Origin of the sequence: Paraoerskovia marina DSM 21750, from assembly GCF_000701465.1 — a bacterium.
GTDB lineage: Bacteria > Actinomycetota > Actinomycetes > Actinomycetales > Cellulomonadaceae > Paraoerskovia > Paraoerskovia marina.
Map to the genome: position 1 here is coordinate 109,137 of NZ_KL370783.1, position 15,655 is coordinate 124,791.

Consider the following 15,655-nt stretch of genomic DNA (forward strand, 5'->3'; position numbering starts at 1 on the left):
CCCCGGGCCGCCCCCGATCTTGCTGTCCGGCCGCCGCCGCCCTGTCCACAGGACGGTGAGGGCCGTCGCCGTCCACAGTCCGTTCCCGTTCTCGCGTGCAATGTCGGCGGAGACCGCGAGAGTGGTCCCATGACACCGACCTCAGCCCGCTGCTTCGGCGACGGCGACGACCTGTACGCCGCGTACCACGACGAGGAATGGGGTGTCCCCGTGCACGGAGACACCGCACTGCTCGAGCGGTTCGCGCTCGAGGGCTTCCAGTCGGGGCTCTCGTGGCTCACCGTCCTGCGCAAGAGGCCGGCGTTCCGCGAGGTCTTCGACGGGTTCGACCCCGAGGCGGTCTCGCGGTTCACCGACGACGACGTCGCGCGCCTTCTCGGCGACGCCCGGATCATCCGGAACCGCGCCAAGATCGAGGCGACGATCGCCAACTCCCGCGCCGTCGTCGCGCTGCACGAGGCGGACGAGTCGCTCGACGAGCTGGTCTGGTCCTTCGCCCCCGAGGCCCGCGCCGAGCCGGACCGGCCACGAACCTGGCACGAGGTCCCCGCGACGTCGGATGCGTCGAAGGCGCTCGCCAAGGAGCTGAAGCGACGGGGGTTCCGGTTCGTCGGGCCGACCACCGCCTACGCGGCGATGCAGGCGTGCGGTCTCGTCGACGACCATCTCGCGGCCTGCCCCGTCGTCCTCGCGCGGCGCTGACCAGCACGACCGCCGCGCTGGCGTCCAGCAGGTGAGACGAGGTGCGACGATAGGGGCATGTCCGCCTACGTCAGCGCTCTCGACCTCTTCTCGATCGGCATCGGGCCGTCGAGCTCGCACACCGTCGGCCCCATGCGTGCCGCCGCGCACTTCGCCGGAGAGCTCCAGCGGAGCGCCCGCGACGGGCGCGGTCCCACCGGCGGCGGGACCGGCGCCCCGACGCACCTCTCCGTGGTGCTGTGCGGGTCGCTCGGCGCCACCGGTATCGGCCACGGCACCCCCGACGCCGTCGTCGCGGGCCTGCGGGGTCAGATCGCCGAGACCTGTGACCCCGACGCGATCCCCGACGGGTGGGAGAAGCTCGGCGACGGCAGTCCGGTCGTGATCGGTCGGGGGCTCGACGCAGACACCGCGGGCGAGGACGAAGGCGAAGACCTCGACGAGGAACCGCTCGTCATCACCGTCGCGACCGCCGACATCCGGCTCGCGCCGCTGACGCGCCTGCCCGGGCACCCCAACGGCATGCGGTTCACGGCCACCGACGACGCGGGCGACGTCGTCGTCGAGCGGGTCTACTACTCGATCGGCGGCGGGTTCGTGCTCAGCGAGGAGGAGCTCGCCGAAGCAGAGGAGGCCGAGAAGCGGCAGCGTGCCGCCGAGGCCGTCGAGACCACGCCGGTCGAGCCCGTCGAGACCACGCCGGTCGAAACCGTCTCGTCAGGCTCGACGAACAAAACGACCGTCTCGACAGGCTCGACGAACAAAACGACCGTCTCGGCAGGCTCGACGAACGAACCAGCCGTCTCGACGCCGGTCGAGCCTGTCGAGACCGTCCCCTACCCCGTCCTCAACGCCGCCCAGCTGCTCGCCGCCGCCGACCGGACCGGCCTCTCGATCGCCGAGGTCGCCTGGGCCAACGAGACGGCGCTCCGCCCCGAGGCCGAGGTGACCGCGGCACTGGACGACATCTGGCAGACGATGTCGGACTGCGTCGACCACGGTCTAGAGCGGCACGGGACGCTGCCCGGCCGGATGAAGGTCCGCCGTCGTGCGCGGTCTCAGCGCGAGAAGCTCGAGGTGATGGACGCCGCGGGCGCCGAGACCACGATCGAGTGGCTGCAGGCCTATGCGATGGCGGTCAACGAGGAGAACGCCTCGGGCCAGCGCGTCGTCACGGCGCCGACCAACGGTGCCGCCGGCATCATCCCGGCCGTGGGGCGGCACTTCCTGCGCACCCACCCCGAGCTCCAGGGTGACGACGAGGCCACGGCCGCCGAGCGCCGTCGGACGATGCGGACGTACCTGCTCACCGCGGCCGCGATCGGCGCGCTCTACAAGCGCAACGCCTCGATCTCCGGCGCCGAGGCGGGCTGCCAGGGCGAGGTGGGCTCGGCCTGCTCGATGGCGGCCGGCGCGATCTGCGCCCTGCTCGGCGGCACGCCCGCGCAGGTGGAGAACGCCGCGGAGATCGCGATGGAGCACAACCTGGGGCTGACGTGCGACCCGGTCGGCGGGCTCGTGCAGGTACCGTGCATCGAGCGCAACGCGATCGCGGCGTGCACGGCGGTCTCGGCGGCGCGGATGGCGCTGCAGGGGGACGGTTCGCACGTGGTCTCGCTCGACACGGTCATCGAGACGATGCGCCAGACCGGCCTCGACATGTCGACCAAGTACAAGGAGACGTCGGAGGGCGGTCTCGCGGTCAACGTCATCGAGTGCTGATGAACGACTCCGCCCGTGCCCGGCTCCTGGAACTGCGCGCGACGACGCTGCTCCGGGGCGAGCGCCTGCGCGGCGACGTCCACGGCATGGTGGAGGCGTCGCGGACCTCGAACGCCGACGACGAGCACGACCCTGAGGGTTCGACGATCGCGTTCGAGCGGGCGCAGACCGCAGCGCTGGCCTCGCAGGCAGACACGGATCTCGCCGAGATCGACGCGGCGATCGCCCGGCTCGACGACGGCACCTACGGCATCTGCGAGGCGTGCGGGCGGGAGATCGCGCCCGCGCGGCTCGAGGCCCGTCCCACGGCGCGCAGCTGCATCGCCTGCGCCTGAGCCTCAGCCCGGTGGCGCCGGACGGAGGTAGGCGGCCAGCTTCACGGCGAGCCCTCGCCCGTCCGGGGCGGAGACGACCTCGGCATGGGTCTGACGCAGGGCGGTCGGGGTGCCGTGCGCCAGGAGCTGCTGCCCGGGGGTGAGCTCGCGGATCGCGATCCCTGCGACGTGATCCGGGTACAGCCGGGCCGCGCGGGCGTAGATCTCGGGGTCGTGCTGCCCGTCGTCGCCGATCAGGAGCCAGCGGACGTCGGGGAACTCCTGCACCAGGCGGTCGAGCTCGGCGTTCTTGTGCTCGGGGCCGCTGCGGAACCAGCCCGTGTTGGTCGGGCCCCAGTCCGTGAGGAGCAGCGGTCCGGCCGGGAAGCCGTGCGTCTGGAGGAACCGACGCAGCGTGGCCGCGGTGTTCCACGCGCCGGTCGAGAGGTAGACGAACGGGGCGTCGGGGTGGGCGGCCTGGATCCCGCGGTAGAGGCCGGCCATGCCGGGCACGGTGTGCCGGGCGCTCGGGTGGCGGGCGAAGGTGTTCCAGGCTGCCACGAGGGGTCGCGGCAGGGCGGTGACGAGCACGGTGTCGTCGATGTCGCTGACGACGCCGAGCCGTTCGCCGGGGGCCACGACGACGACGTCGCCCGTGACGCACTCTCCGGTCGCCACCCGGTAGGTGACCTCGTGCCGACCGGGCTCGAGGTCGGCGTCGACGGTGGCGTGCAGGTAGCCGCCACGGTCGGCGTGCAGGGCGACGGACCGCCCGGCGATCTGCACGTCGACGCGCTCCCCCGGCGCCGGGGCGGAGAAGAAGCTGCGGTACCCGCGGCGCTCGCCCGCGGGCCTGCCGTCCTCGCGGCGCGGCCGGGTGAGCAGCACCCGGGCCATGACGCGGACCGAGCCCGGCTGCGACGTCGTGCCCGCCGAGCCGTACCCGGTGTACGGCAGGACGGCCGGCCGCCAGTCCCGTGAGCGGAGCAGGCGCGACAGCACGCGGTGATAGCGGTCCTCGAGCCGGGCGCCGAGGTGCGGGCGGCGGGACGTCGACGGCGAGTGGTCCGCGAGGTGGGTGGCGTCAGGTCGGTGGCTGGGCACGGGGCCACGGTGCCACACGCTGGCGACGTTCGCCGTCGTGCGGACGGTCAGCCCTCGACGAGGCGCCCGAGGGCGTGCAGGCGTGCCTTCCAGAACTCCTTCAGGGCGGGCACGTCGTCCGGGTCCTCGATGCGCGTGTGCTGGACGGCGGCCCGCACCTTGCCGCTCGGAGTCCCGTCGGCGCGGTCCGGGGCGTCGCTCAGCCCGAGGATCACGCGGCCCCGTCCGTCTCCGCCGCCGACGGCGGTCGTCGGCCATCGCCAGCGCACGGAACTGGGTGCCGTCGCCCCCACCACCTCGATCTCGACAGGGTCGTCACCCCGGGCGAGCTTCCCGAGGGCGGCGTCGAGCCACAGGGCGCGCGCGACGTCGTCGGACGCGAACGCGAAGACCTCCGCGCGGCTCGCGGCGATGGTCCGCGAGGCGTTCACCTCGTACGTGCCGTCCGCGCGCTGCCCGGGGCGACGCAGACCGCGCGCCTGCTCGTAGGCGACCGTGACCGACTGCGCCCACCACCCGTCGACGTCGTGCGACTCGACGAGGAGCGCCGCGATGGCCGGGTGCCGCATCTCCCGCGCACCGGCGGCGTCGAGGATCTCGAACCACTGCGCGCGACGGCGACCCGTGGCGGCCAGGACGGCGTCGTCGCCGGTGGTCTGCTCGATCGGACGTGCGTTCATCCCGTCAGGCTACGAGCCTCTGGCCCACCGCACCCGAGATAGCCGAAGGGCGGGGCGGGCCGGAGATCCGGCCTGCCCCGCCCTCGGGTTGGATCAGGCCTCGAAGACCGTGCGACCGTCCTTGATGGTGCGCACGACCGCGATGTCCTTGATCGCGTCCGCGTCCGCCTCGATCGGGTTGGCGTCGAGGACGGCGAAGTCGGCCTTCTTGCCGACCTCGATCGACCCACGCACGGCCTCCTCGCGGTACTCGTACGCGGCGTTGATCGTCAGCGCCTGCAGCGCCTCGAGCGGCGTGATGCGCTGCGCCTCGCCGATGACGGTCCCGCCCGTGGAGCGGCGCACGACGGCGGTCCACATCAGCTGGAGCGGGTTCATCGGGGTGACCGGGAAGTCTGAGTGGTTGGTCGGGTGCAGACCCTTATCGATCGCCGACCGCATCGGGGAGATCCCGAAGGCCCGTTCCTCGCCGAAGTTCTTCACGTGCGTGTCGCCGAAGATCCAGGTGTGGATGGTGAACATCGACGGCTCGAAGTCCTCGGCGACGTAGTCGTCGAGCTGGTCGAGACGCATCACCTGCGAGTGGATCGGCACGGTGCGGCCCGGGGCCTCGGCCCCCGCCTCCACCGCCGCGCGGTGGGCCGTGAGGAGCTGGTCGACCGAGGCGTCGCCGTTGCAGTGCGCGAAGACCTGGACGCCGTTGCGGTACGCGAGCTCGACGAGGGAGTTGGTCTCGTCCTGGTCGATGACGGCGATGCCGTGCCAGTGGGTCTCTCCGCTGGGGCCGCCGGTGACGTACTCCTCGGTGACGTTCGCCGTCCGGCCCTGCGGCGAGCCGTCGAGGATCAGCTTGGTGCCGTGGACCGAGTGCCCGCCGACCTCCGTGCCGATGATCTTCGCGTCGATCGCCTTCTGCAGGTCCGGGAAGAACACGAGGGACTTCACGTCGATCGGCAGCGGGTTGGCTGTCGCGCTCTCGCGGACCAGGTTCACGGCGCTCATGTCTGCGGCACCGTCCTGCGCGACTGTGTAGCCCCAGCGGGCGTACTCGGCGGCCATGGCCCGGAGTTCCTCCTCGCCGGCCGGCGGGAGCTGGAACATCAGCGGGAAGAACGCCTGCTCCCAGATCTCGCCCGACGGGTCCTGCGAGCCCTCGGTGCGGATGATCGTGCCGCCGTCGGGGTCGGGCGTCTCGGCGGTGTACTCGAGGAGCTCGAGGACCTTGCCGTTGACGACCGCGCCGTGGTTCGAGATGTGGATGAGCGCGACCCGGTACTCGGAGAACTCCTCGTCGATGATCGCCGCGGTGATCTTGCCGCCGTCGTCCATCTCGTCCGGGTAGTAGCCCCACCCGAGGATCCAGTCGCCCGGCTGGGCGTTGTTGCGGTCACGTGCCTCGCCGAGCTTGCGCAGGATGTCCTGCACCGTGCGGGTGTCGCCGACGGGCGGCGTGTGCAGGGCGGCGTGCTTGATGTAGGGGGCACCGGCCGTGATGTGGCTGTGCGGGTCGATGAAGCCTGGGACGACGGTCTTGCCGGCGAGGTCCAGGACCTCGGTGCTCTCGTCGGCCAACGCGCGGATCTCGTCGGTGGCCCCGACGGCGGCGATCTTCCCGTCGGCGACGGCGACGGCCTCGGCCGTGCTCCCGGCGTCGTCGACCGTGACCACGGATGCGTTGATGAGAATGAGTTCTGGTGCGCCCATGCTGTGCCTCACAAGGTTAGGAGTAGTCGAAGCGGCCATCGCCCCGTGAGGGAGATCACCGACCACCTTCGAGGCTAGATCCGGACGGTCGTGCGCGCCTGGCGAACGACCGACTCCGACAATGCTCCTACGCTCCCAACACAATTCCTCTGCTTTACTCGCAGATGGTCAAGCAGAACGCTCCTGACCGCTCATGGCACCGATCGATGTCATGACCTCGTCCGTGAGTTCTCTCCGCGCCTGCGCCGGACGGGTGCCGACCGGCAGCTGCTTGGTCGGGCCGATGGGCTTGCCGAACGAGACCTGAACCCGATGGATCCGTGGCAGTCGCTTGCCCGGGGGCTGCACCTTGTCGGTCCCCGTGACGGCGACCGGGATGATCGGGGCGTGGCCCGCCAGGGCCAACCACGCGACGCCGGTGTGCCCCTTGTGGAGCTTGCCGTCGCGCGAGCGTGTGCCCTCGGGGTAGATCCCGAAGGCGCCACCACGGTTGAGGACGTCGAGCGCGTCCTGCAGGGACCGCTGCCCCGCCCGCGGGTCGTCGCGCTGGACCGGGATGTGCCCGAGCGTGGTGAAGAACCAGCGGGAGATCCGCCCCTTGACCCCCGTGCCCTCGAAGTACTCCGCCTTGGCGAGGAACGTGACGTGCCGCGGCGCGACGATCGGGATGATCAGCGAGTCGATGAACGACAGGTGGTTGCTGGCGAGGATGACGGGCCCGCTGCGCGGGATGTTGCCGCGCCCGGTGACCTCTGGACGGAGAAACACGTACGCAAGCAGCGACAGGATCAGCTTGAGGACGCGATAGGTCATTCAACTATTGTGCACCGGATCTTCACACTCGCCGCACCCCGCGTGCGCGGACCGGCCCTCACCCCTTCAACCCGGAGCGCGACACCCCCTCGATGATGTACCGCTGGAGGAAGACGAACAGAACGAGCACGGGAACACTGGCAACGACGGCGCCGGCCATGAGGATGTCGTACCGGACGGCGTTCGCCGACTGCAGCGTCGACAGCCCGGCCGGCAGCGTCTGTACCTCTGGGCTGAACAAAACGTAGACAGGCCACAAGAAGTCGTTCCAGTTCGTCAGGAGCGCAAGCAGAGCAAGGGTGGCGAGCGCAGGCCGCGAGAGGGGAAGGACCACGCGCCAGAAGATCTGGAACGCATTCGCTCCATCGAGACGGGCGGCCTCTTCCAGCTCGAGCGGGATCCCGAGGAAGAACTGGCGAAGGAAGAATACGCCGAAGGCAGAAGCGGCCGTCGGGACGATCACGGCGACCAACGTATTGAGCCACCCGAGCTCGTTGACGATGAGGAAGTTCGGGATCACGAGAATGACAGGCGGCACGAACAACGTGGCGATAATCGCGCCGAAGACGACGTTTCGCCCGCGGAACGTCATTCGTGCAAGTGCATAGCCTGCCAGCGCCGCGGTCCCCACGACGAGCGCTGCGTTGGAGACGGCGGCAACCATGCTGTTGGCGAACCAGCGAAGGACCGGCGTGCCAGCCGTGGTCAGGATTGCTCGGTAGCCCTCGAGGGTGAATGGATCGGGAATCCATGACGGAGGGAATCCCGCGGCGTCCCCCCTCGTCTTGAAAGATGTCAGCACCATGAAGACAAGCGGGCTGACGAAGACGAGCGCGAGAACGATCAGCCCGGCGTAGCGCACCACATGACGCGCAGTGAGTGGACGTTTGCGGGGCACGAGGCCGATCCGCTCCTCGCCTTCAACCTCTGGCATCGTATTCATGATTGCTTCCTCTCGCGGAACAGCCAGAACACGACGACGCTCAAGACCATGAGGAATGCTGTGAGCACGTAGCTCATCGCAGCGGCCGTTCCCATCTGGTACTGGCGCAGTCCTGTTTCGGAGATCTGATAGATCGCCGTACGCGTTGCCCGGCCTGGCCCACCCTGTGTCATCAGGTACGACTGCCCAAACATATTGGCGGACGCGATGATCGTGATCATGGTGATGAAAGCCAGCACGGGTCTGAGCCCGGGCAGAGTGACGTGCACGAACTGGTTCCAGGCGCTCGCCCCATCTACTCGTGCGGCCTCGTAGAGCTCCTTGGGAATGTCCTGGAGCGCTGCGAGGTAGATGACAGAGTTGTAACCGAGCGTCCACCAGACCGTGACGCCGACGAGCGACACCCAGGCGGCAGGCAAGGAGGTCAGCCACGCCGTGTCGTCCGGGAGCCCCAGCAGCCCGAGGTAGTAGTTCACCAGCCCGATGTTGTTGTCGAGCAGGTACCGCCACAGGACAGCAACCACGGCGACACCGAGGACGTACGGTGCGAAGTACACGGCTCGGAAGAGATTGCGCCCCGGAAACTTTTTGTTCATCACGAGCGCGACGAGCAGGGGGAGCGTCAACAGGAGCGGAACGCTTGCCACGGTAAATATTCCGGTCGCACCCATCGAGGTCCAGAATGACTCGAAGTACACCGAGCCACTGTCAAAGAGGTCTCGGTAGTTGTCGAGTCCGACAAACGGCTTTCCGGGCAGTGTGAAGTCCCACCGATGAAGCGAGATGTACAGACCGTAGACCACCGGGCTCACGACAAACGCGATGAACAAGACAAGATACGGCGCGAGGAACAACCAGGGAGTCAAGCGGCCGTGGGGTGCAGTCCCCCTCCTCGACGCCCCACCACGGTGTGAGCTCCGATGAGCTTTGTCGGGACGAGCAGTCGCCGACGGTGCCACGCGTGTGGACATCGACCTAGCCTCCGAAGGTCTCGAGATTCTGTTCCATGAGTTCGGTCGCCTTGCCTGCCTCGTCTGCAAGTGCCGCCTGCGGGTCTTCGTCACCGAGGATCGCGCCGGCGACAGCCGGTTCAAGGGTCTCGGCCTGCACGCCACCGAGGCCAGGTACAGCCGGGAGGAAGCGCATCTCGTCGATCCGATCAGCAATAGCCTGTTGAGGCAGGCCGTCGAGCGCACCGCCTTCACGGACCGACGTCCGCGCCGGGATCATTCCCGACCCTGCCCACTCGTCCGAGTGCTCGCTCATCCATGCGATAAAGACCTGCGATGCCGCAAAGCGGTCTTCGTCGGCAGACGCCTGGGTGGTGATGAAGAAGTTGTGCGAGTTCGCCCAGACCGCAGGCGCGTCGCCAATCGTCGGGATGGGTGCCATCTCCCACGACAGATCGGTGGCCTTCAGATCGTTGATCTGCCAGATCCCATCCCAGGTGATCGAGGTTTCGCCGTTCTTAAAGGCAACGTACTGAGAGTCGATCGCCACGTCTGACGGGCTGTAGCCCGCGTCGACGATCCCGCGCTGCCACTCCAGCGCCTCGACGCCCGCCTCGTCGTCGTACGTCGCGGCGCTCCCGTCGGCTGCGTACGGCTCTCCGCCGTTCTGCCAGTCGAGGGACAGGAACTCGAGGTGCGCCGGCCACAGAGAAGGCATCCAGAACGGCTGCTCAAACCCAGCGGCCTGCAACTTGTCGAGCGCGTCCATGAAAGACGACTTGTCGGTCGGGGGCTCGTCGATCCCTGCGGCCTCGAAGTGCTCGGCGTTGTAGTACATGGCCAGCGAGTGGACATCGAGCGGAATCCCGTAGCGCTTTCCCTGGTAGATCCCGGCATCCCAGAGCTCGGCAGTGAAGTCGTCTGCGGTGAGACCGATCCCGTCTGCCAAGCCATCGACCGGAGCGATCACGCTCCGGGCTGCGTTCGTCGCGAGCTGATCGAGATGCATCGCTCCGACGTCCGGACCCTCGCCAGCCTGAACCGCAGCTGGCAGCTTGGCATAGAAGTCGGACCAGTCGACGGCGTTGGAGACGACGTCGATGTTCTCGTGCTCGGCGTTGAACTCCTCCACCATCTGGTTCATGAACGGCCCGTCACCGCCGGTGAACCCGGTCCAGTACGAGAGCTCGACGGCCGGACCGTCGTACTCGCCGTCGAACGAGGATTCCGATGCCGCTCCTCCGCCCGCCAGCTCTTCGGCGCTCGTCCCGCCGCTGCACGCGGTGAGGGCGAGCGCGCCAATACCGAGGATCGCAGCCGCGAACGTTCCGCGGCCACGTCGATTCTGCCTGCGCGAGGTCGTACTCATCGTTGAGCTCCTTCTGACGTCGTCGTCGGTGATGAATGTCGGTTCCGCCGAGATCCCCCGACGGTAAACCTTGTACCGGACTTTCTACAGCATGGATACAAGGTTGTACAGAGGTGACGGTAAACCTTGTAATCGGCGAGGGTTCTCGCCTACGCTCTGCATGGAGCACCGCGGCCCAACCGGCCGCGGCCCGTCCCCGGCGACGCCGGGCGGCGCCGGGGCCACAGGAAGGCGAGTTCGATGCGACGAGTCCGGCTGCAGGACATCGCGGAGCGGTCAGGCGTGTCGATCAAGACCGTCTCGAACGTCGTCAACGGCAAGGCTTCCGTGACCGACTCGACACGCACACGGGTGCAGGCTGTCATCGACGATCTCGGGTACCGACCGAACGTCGCTGCGCAGCACCTTCGTCGTGGACGAAGCGGAATGATCGCTCTCGCGTTTCCGGAACTGACAGAGCCGTACTTCGCCGAACTCGCGTCTCATCTCGTCCGCGCGGCGAAGAAGCGCGGCCTGAGTGCGATCGTCAGCCAGACCGACGGACTCGCGGAGACCGAACGCGCCGTGGCGGACGGTACCGACATGCCGCTTGTAGACGGACTCATCCTCAGCCCGCTAGCCCTTGGTGCGGCAGACCTGGCAGAGCGAACCGACAAGGGCCCGCTCGTCCTGCTCGGCGAGACCGTCCGTGACGAGTCACCCTATCCTCGCGTCGCGATCGACAACCACCAGGCCGCGGTCGAGGCGACTCTCCACCTGGCAGGTCTTGGCCGACGACGGATTGCGGCGATCGGCGCCCGGGCGACCGCGCCCCGCGCGACGGCTGTTCTCAGGCTGGAGGGGTACCGGGCGGGCCTTGCTGCCGCTGGCCTTTCCTACGATTCCGATCTTGTCGGCTATGTCCCCGGGTTCCATCGGTGTGACGGCGAGCAGGCAATGTTCGATCTCCTGCAGCGCGACCCGCGGCCAGATGCTGTCTTCTGCTTCAACGACTCCCTGGCCCTCGGAGCGCTACGCGCCCTGCGCGAATCTGGGTTGTCGGTGCCCGACGACGTGGCGATTATCGGGATCGACGACATCGAGGAGGGCCGCTTCAGCGCACCCGCGCTCAGTACGATCGCGCCCGACAAGAGTGCCATCGCGGACGCCGCAATCTCCCTCCTCCTTGATAGGGCGGACGACCCGAATTCCGCGCCCCGAGAGGTCACCGTCGGATTCGAGCTCGTCGCGCGCGGCAGTACGAGTTGCCCGTCACCCGCGCCGACACCTCTACCGGTGACCACCCGCCCGTCCAACCGGGAGTTCGACGACGACTCTCCCGACACTGCGGGCCTCGGCCTGCCCAAGAGCCCGGAGGCCTGATTCCCGTGGAAACTCTCTCCCTGCTACGTGCGAGCAACTCCGACGGGACGTATCCACGGCCCCAACTGATGCGTTCAGGATGGAGCGACCTCTGCGGTGCCTGGGACTTCGCGATCGATACGGCAGACGAAGGGCTCGACCAGAGCTGGCATTCGCCCGACGCATCGTATTTCGACCGCCGGATCACTGTTCCCTACCCGCCTGAATCTCCGGCCTCGGGGGTGAACGCGACGGACCACCTCGGCGTCGTCTGGTACCGACGGAAGATCACCGCGGCCGACCTGCGCGGCGCAGGGGAGACTTCGCCGGGCGATCGGACGCTCCTGCACTTCGGGGCCGTCGACTACGCGTGCGACGTCTGGCTTGACGGCCAGCACCTCGCGCGCCACGTCGGGGGTCAGACGCCCTTTTCCGTCGACATCACCGTGGCCGCGCGAGGAGCCGGCAGCCGTCCGCTGACACTGGTCGTCCGGGCCGAGGACGACCCCGTGGACGTGTCGCAGCCGCGAGGCAAGCAGGACTGGCAGGTCGAGCCGCACGTAATTTGGTACGACCGAACCACGGGCATCTGGCAACCCGTCTGGCTTGAGCACGTTCCGGCGGTTCATATCGAAGAGATCAGTTGGGCATGCGACACCTCGGAAGCACAGGTCGAGCTGACCGTCACGCTCAACCAGACTCCACGAACTGCATTCGAGCTCGACCTTTCGCTGACCTGCGGAGACGAACTGCTGGCACAGGTCGCGACGCTCGTACGAGACCGGGACTCGCAGATCACCGTCAGCGTTCCCCGCCAGACCAACGGACAGGACTACGAGTCGCTGCTGTGGAGCCCCGACCAACCGACACTGATCGACGCCGCCATCACCCTAAGATCGGCGGACTCGACCTCGCCTGCGGATCAGGTCGCCTCCTATCTGGGACTTCGTTCAGTGTCGACGCACGGAAACACCCTTCTTCTGAACGACAGACCGTTCCCCCTTCGGTCGGTCCTCGAACAGGGCTTCTGGCCTCAGACACACCTCGCTGCACCGAGCGCCGATGCGCTCCGTGCAGAAGTTCAGTTGATCAAGGACCTCGGCTTTAACTCGGCTCGCGTGCACCAGAAGGCTGAGGACCCTCGATTCCTCTTCTGGGCCGACCGTCTCGGCCTGACCATCTGGGCGGAGACCGCGAACGCTTACGCGTTTACGGGTCGCGCGGTCGAGATGCTGACACGCGAATGGCTGGATCTCGTACGCCGCGATCGGTCACATCCGTCGATCATCGCGTGGGTCCCCATGAACGAGAGTTGGGGAGTCCAGCACATCTCTCACGACCCGGCCCAGCAGCAGTACACGGTCGCACTCGCCGCGCTGACCCGATCGCTCGACCCCACACGCCCGGTGATCTCGAACGACGGCTGGGAGCACACGGACTCCGATATCTGGACGATTCACGACTATGAGCCGTCCGGAGAGGTTCTCCGTGAGCGGTATGGGTCTGATGTCTCCGTGCACCGGCTCTTCGCTGGCATGGGACCAGCGGGCCGACGGCTCCGCCTGACGGACGTCGTCGACCCTGGAATGGATGACAGGCCGGTGATGCTGACCGAGTTCGGCGGAGTGAACTTCGCCGCTGATCGCTCGGATGCATGGGGATACTCCACGGCGACAGATGAACAGGACTTCGCGGAACGAGTCGGCGGGCTTCTCACGGCGGCGCGAGAGGCTGAGCCACTCGCCGGGTTCTGCTGGACGCAGCTCACCGACACGGGTCAGGAGACCAATGGCCTCTTGTACGCAGACAGAAGTCCGAAGATCCCGATCGCTACGCTGCGCCGTCTCGTCACCGGCGACAACGAACTCTAGGACTCGGGCGCTACCTGGCTCCGGCAGCCCCGCACGCGCAGCAGCACGCCCTGCTCGGGCGCGAGGCAGGGCAGGGGCAGCCCGACGGACTCCAGCACCGCGCCAGGCAGCTCGACCGATCCCTGGTCCCACCACGGCGGCGGCGCGTCCTGGACGGCGAGCGCGACCGGCCCGAGGTCGACGCGCTCGACGCGGTACCGCCGTGCGGGGTCGAGCCCGGGCAGGCAGGCCGGTGCCGGCATCGCGTCCGCCGACGCGGTCCGGCTGACGACGGCGTAGATCGCCTCGGTCCGGTCGGGCGCGACGATCCCGTGCACCCAGGACTCCTCGGTGCGGTCGGCGCGCACCGTCACCCCGGTGGCGACGAGGGGCCGCAGGTCGCGCACGAGGGCGGTCCAGCGCCGCAGGGCGCGTCGGTCGTCCTCGCTCAGTGCCGTGATGTCAGCCTCGATGCCGCTGTGCCCGAAGACGGCGGTCAGCAGCCGGAAGCCCAGAGACTGCGAGCGCCCGGTGGTGTGCGCGCGGGCGTCGCCGACGTGGGTGCCGACGAGCTCGGGCGGGACGAGCAGCCCGGTCCAGCGCTGCACGGCCTGCCGCTCGAGCGGGTCGTTGGTGTCGGAGGCCCAGACCCGGTCGGTGCGGTCGAGGACGTCGAGGTCGACGCGTGCCCCGCCCGAGGAGCAGGACTCGATCTCCAGGCCGGGGAACCGGTCGGTGAGCTCGTCCATGAGGCGCCGGGTGGCCAGGACCTGCGGCCTGCTCGGTCCGTCGAGCACGTCCCGGTTCTGGTCCCACTTGAGGTACTCGACGGGGTAGGTCTCCAGCAGTGCGACGATCGCGTCCCGGACGGTCGCGTACGCGCCGGGCTGGGCGAGGTCGAGCACGTGCTGGTGGCGCCACGCGAGAGGCTCGCGGTGCGCGGCGCCCTGCAGGACCCACTCGGGGTGCGCGCGTGCGAGGTCGGAGTCCAGGTTCACCATCTCGGGCTCGACCCAGAGGCCGAACCCCATGCCGCGCGCACGGACGTGCTCGACGAGGGGTCCGAGCCCGTCGGGCCACCGGTCGGGGTCGACCTGCCAGTCACCGAGCGCCCGGGTGTCGTCCACCCGGCCGCGGAACCAGCCGTCGTCGAGCACGAACCGTTCCACCCCGACGTCGGCCGCGACGTCGGCGAGCGCCGTGAGCCGGGTCAGGTCGTGGTCGAAGTAGACGGCCTCCCAGGTGTTGAGCGTGACGGGCCGTGGCCGCGACGTCCGACGGGGGCGGGACCGGGTCCACGCGTGGAAGCGCTCGGACGTGCCGTCCATCCCGTTGTCCGACCAGGCGGCGAGCGTGCGCGGCGAGTCGTAGGACTCCCCGGGCGCGAGCACGACCTCGCCCGGCCCCCAGAGCTCACCGGCGCCGACGACGGTGTGCCCCGTCGGCTGGTGCTCGACGTGCACGCTCGTGTCCCCGCTCCAGGCGTGGTGGACGGCCCAGACCTCGCCGGCCCGGAACGAGAATCCCGGCACGCCGACGACCGTCACCGTGGGTGCGTCGTGCCCCGGTCGGCCGTGCCGGGTCTCCCGCGTCCAGGCTCCGTCGCGGACCGGGACCCGCTGCGGACGCCGTTCGCCCGACCACCGCCCGCTGAGATCCAGGATCTCGCCGGCCCGTGCCGGGAGCGGGAGGGTCGCCACCACCCCGTCGAGGACGTACGACGACGTCCCGACGTTGGTCACGCGGGTGCGGCTCTCCAGGACGCCGGACAGGCCGAGCGTGAGGGTGACCTCGACCTCGAGGCCGGCCGCGTCGTCGCCGAGGTCGACCGTGACGGAACCGGCGACATCGCTCCGGCTCCCGCGGTGCTGCAGGCCCACGTAGGCCGCGGCACGCTCGCCGTCGGGACGCCAGCCCCGCAGGCCAGGACGCCCGGACCAGCCGTCGGCTGGCAGCGGTACCAGGCGGGACCGCAGCGGCACGTCGACCGAGCTCGGGGGGACCGCCGGGACCTGGGCGTCGGCAAGCGTCTCGAGGTCGGCGGCGCTCGTCGGGCCGAGGTCGCGGCCCCAGTGGACGACGGCGGGGACGGCCGTGCCGCGGGCGTCCAGCACGAGGCTGGTGCCCGCGGCACGGAGGTGGTGGATCGTCACCGGAGAATCA

Annotated in this window: 13 protein-coding genes; 5 read left to right on the forward strand and 8 right to left on the reverse strand. The window is 69.1% G+C overall.

All coding sequences use genetic code 11. The features are described 5' to 3' along the window. The first annotated feature begins 129 nt into the window (after positions 1-129). The 3 genes from Q343_RS0112985 to Q343_RS0112995 are packed head-to-tail and all read left to right on the forward strand — an operon-like array spanning position 130 to position 2,759. Complete coding sequence (locus Q343_RS0112985; protein WP_029253993.1) at positions 130-702, forward strand: DNA-3-methyladenine glycosylase I; 573 nt, start codon at positions 130-132, stop codon at positions 700-702. A gap of 57 nt (positions 703-759) precedes the next feature. Beyond that, positions 760-2,424, forward strand: a complete 1,665-nt coding sequence (locus Q343_RS0112990; RefSeq protein WP_029253994.1) for an L-serine ammonia-lyase — start codon at positions 760-762, stop codon at positions 2,422-2,424. Continuing rightward, complete coding sequence (locus Q343_RS0112995) at positions 2,424-2,759, forward strand: TraR/DksA family transcriptional regulator (RefSeq protein ID WP_029253995.1); 336 nt, start codon at positions 2,424-2,426, stop codon at positions 2,757-2,759. Before Q343_RS0112990 ends, Q343_RS0112995 begins: the two co-directional genes overlap by 1 nt. 3 nt (positions 2,760-2,762) lie before the next feature. Here the strand turns inward: Q343_RS0112995 and Q343_RS0113000 are convergent, their stop codons facing one another. The 7 genes from Q343_RS0113000 to Q343_RS0113030 form a co-directional block, all read right to left on the reverse strand. Next, positions 2,763-3,842, reverse strand: coding sequence for an App1 family protein phosphatidate phosphatase (locus Q343_RS0113000; protein ID WP_052367250.1), 1,080 nt, complete (start codon positions 3,840-3,842; stop codon positions 2,763-2,765). A gap of 47 nt (positions 3,843-3,889) precedes the next feature. After that, positions 3,890-4,522 carry a hypothetical protein gene (locus tag Q343_RS15655; protein WP_052367231.1) on the reverse strand — a complete coding sequence of 211 codons (633 nt, stop codon included), beginning with the start codon at positions 4,520-4,522 and terminating at the stop codon, positions 3,890-3,892. A gap of 93 nt (positions 4,523-4,615) precedes the next feature. Beyond that, positions 4,616-6,226: an amidohydrolase gene (locus Q343_RS0113010; RefSeq protein ID WP_052367232.1), complete on the reverse strand. Its 1,611-nt coding sequence runs from the start codon at positions 6,224-6,226 to the stop codon at positions 4,616-4,618. 168 nt (positions 6,227-6,394) lie between these two features. Continuing rightward, positions 6,395-7,039, reverse strand: a complete 645-nt coding sequence (locus tag Q343_RS0113015; protein WP_029253999.1) for a lysophospholipid acyltransferase family protein — start codon at positions 7,037-7,039, stop codon at positions 6,395-6,397. 58 nt (positions 7,040-7,097) lie between these two features. Further along, positions 7,098-7,982, reverse strand: a complete 885-nt coding sequence (locus tag Q343_RS0113020) for a carbohydrate ABC transporter permease (protein ID WP_169738978.1) — start codon at positions 7,980-7,982, stop codon at positions 7,098-7,100. Beyond that, the gene (locus tag Q343_RS0113025) at positions 7,979-8,836 is read right to left on the reverse strand and encodes a carbohydrate ABC transporter permease (protein WP_248616835.1); all 858 of its coding nucleotides are present in this window, start codon (positions 8,834-8,836) and stop codon (positions 7,979-7,981) included. Before Q343_RS0113025 ends, Q343_RS0113020 begins: the two co-directional genes overlap by 4 nt. Before the next feature lie 121 nt (positions 8,837-8,957). Continuing rightward, positions 8,958-10,301: an ABC transporter substrate-binding protein gene (locus Q343_RS0113030; RefSeq protein WP_043110098.1), complete on the reverse strand. Its 1,344-nt coding sequence runs from the start codon at positions 10,299-10,301 to the stop codon at positions 8,958-8,960. 240 nt (positions 10,302-10,541) lie between these two features. Here Q343_RS0113030 and Q343_RS0113040 point away from each other — a divergent pair, with 240 nt between their 5' ends. Together Q343_RS0113040 and Q343_RS0113045 are read left to right on the forward strand one after the other, a co-directional pair. Beyond that, positions 10,542-11,663: a substrate-binding domain-containing protein gene (locus Q343_RS0113040; RefSeq protein WP_081829846.1), complete on the forward strand. Its 1,122-nt coding sequence runs from the start codon at positions 10,542-10,544 to the stop codon at positions 11,661-11,663. A 68-nt stretch (positions 11,664-11,731) separates the two neighbouring features. Next, positions 11,732-13,513 carry a glycoside hydrolase family 2 TIM barrel-domain containing protein gene (locus Q343_RS0113045; RefSeq protein ID WP_052367234.1) on the forward strand — a complete coding sequence of 594 codons (1,782 nt, stop codon included), beginning with the start codon at positions 11,732-11,734 and terminating at the stop codon, positions 13,511-13,513. Here Q343_RS0113045 and Q343_RS0113050 read toward each other — a convergent pair. Continuing rightward, on the reverse strand, positions 13,510-15,645 hold the full coding sequence (locus Q343_RS0113050) for an alpha-galactosidase (RefSeq protein ID WP_029254004.1): 2,136 nt from the start codon (positions 15,643-15,645) through the stop codon (positions 13,510-13,512). The two genes, Q343_RS0113045 and Q343_RS0113050, sit on opposite strands and share 4 nt — an antisense overlap. Between the last annotated feature and the right edge of the window lie 10 nt (positions 15,646-15,655).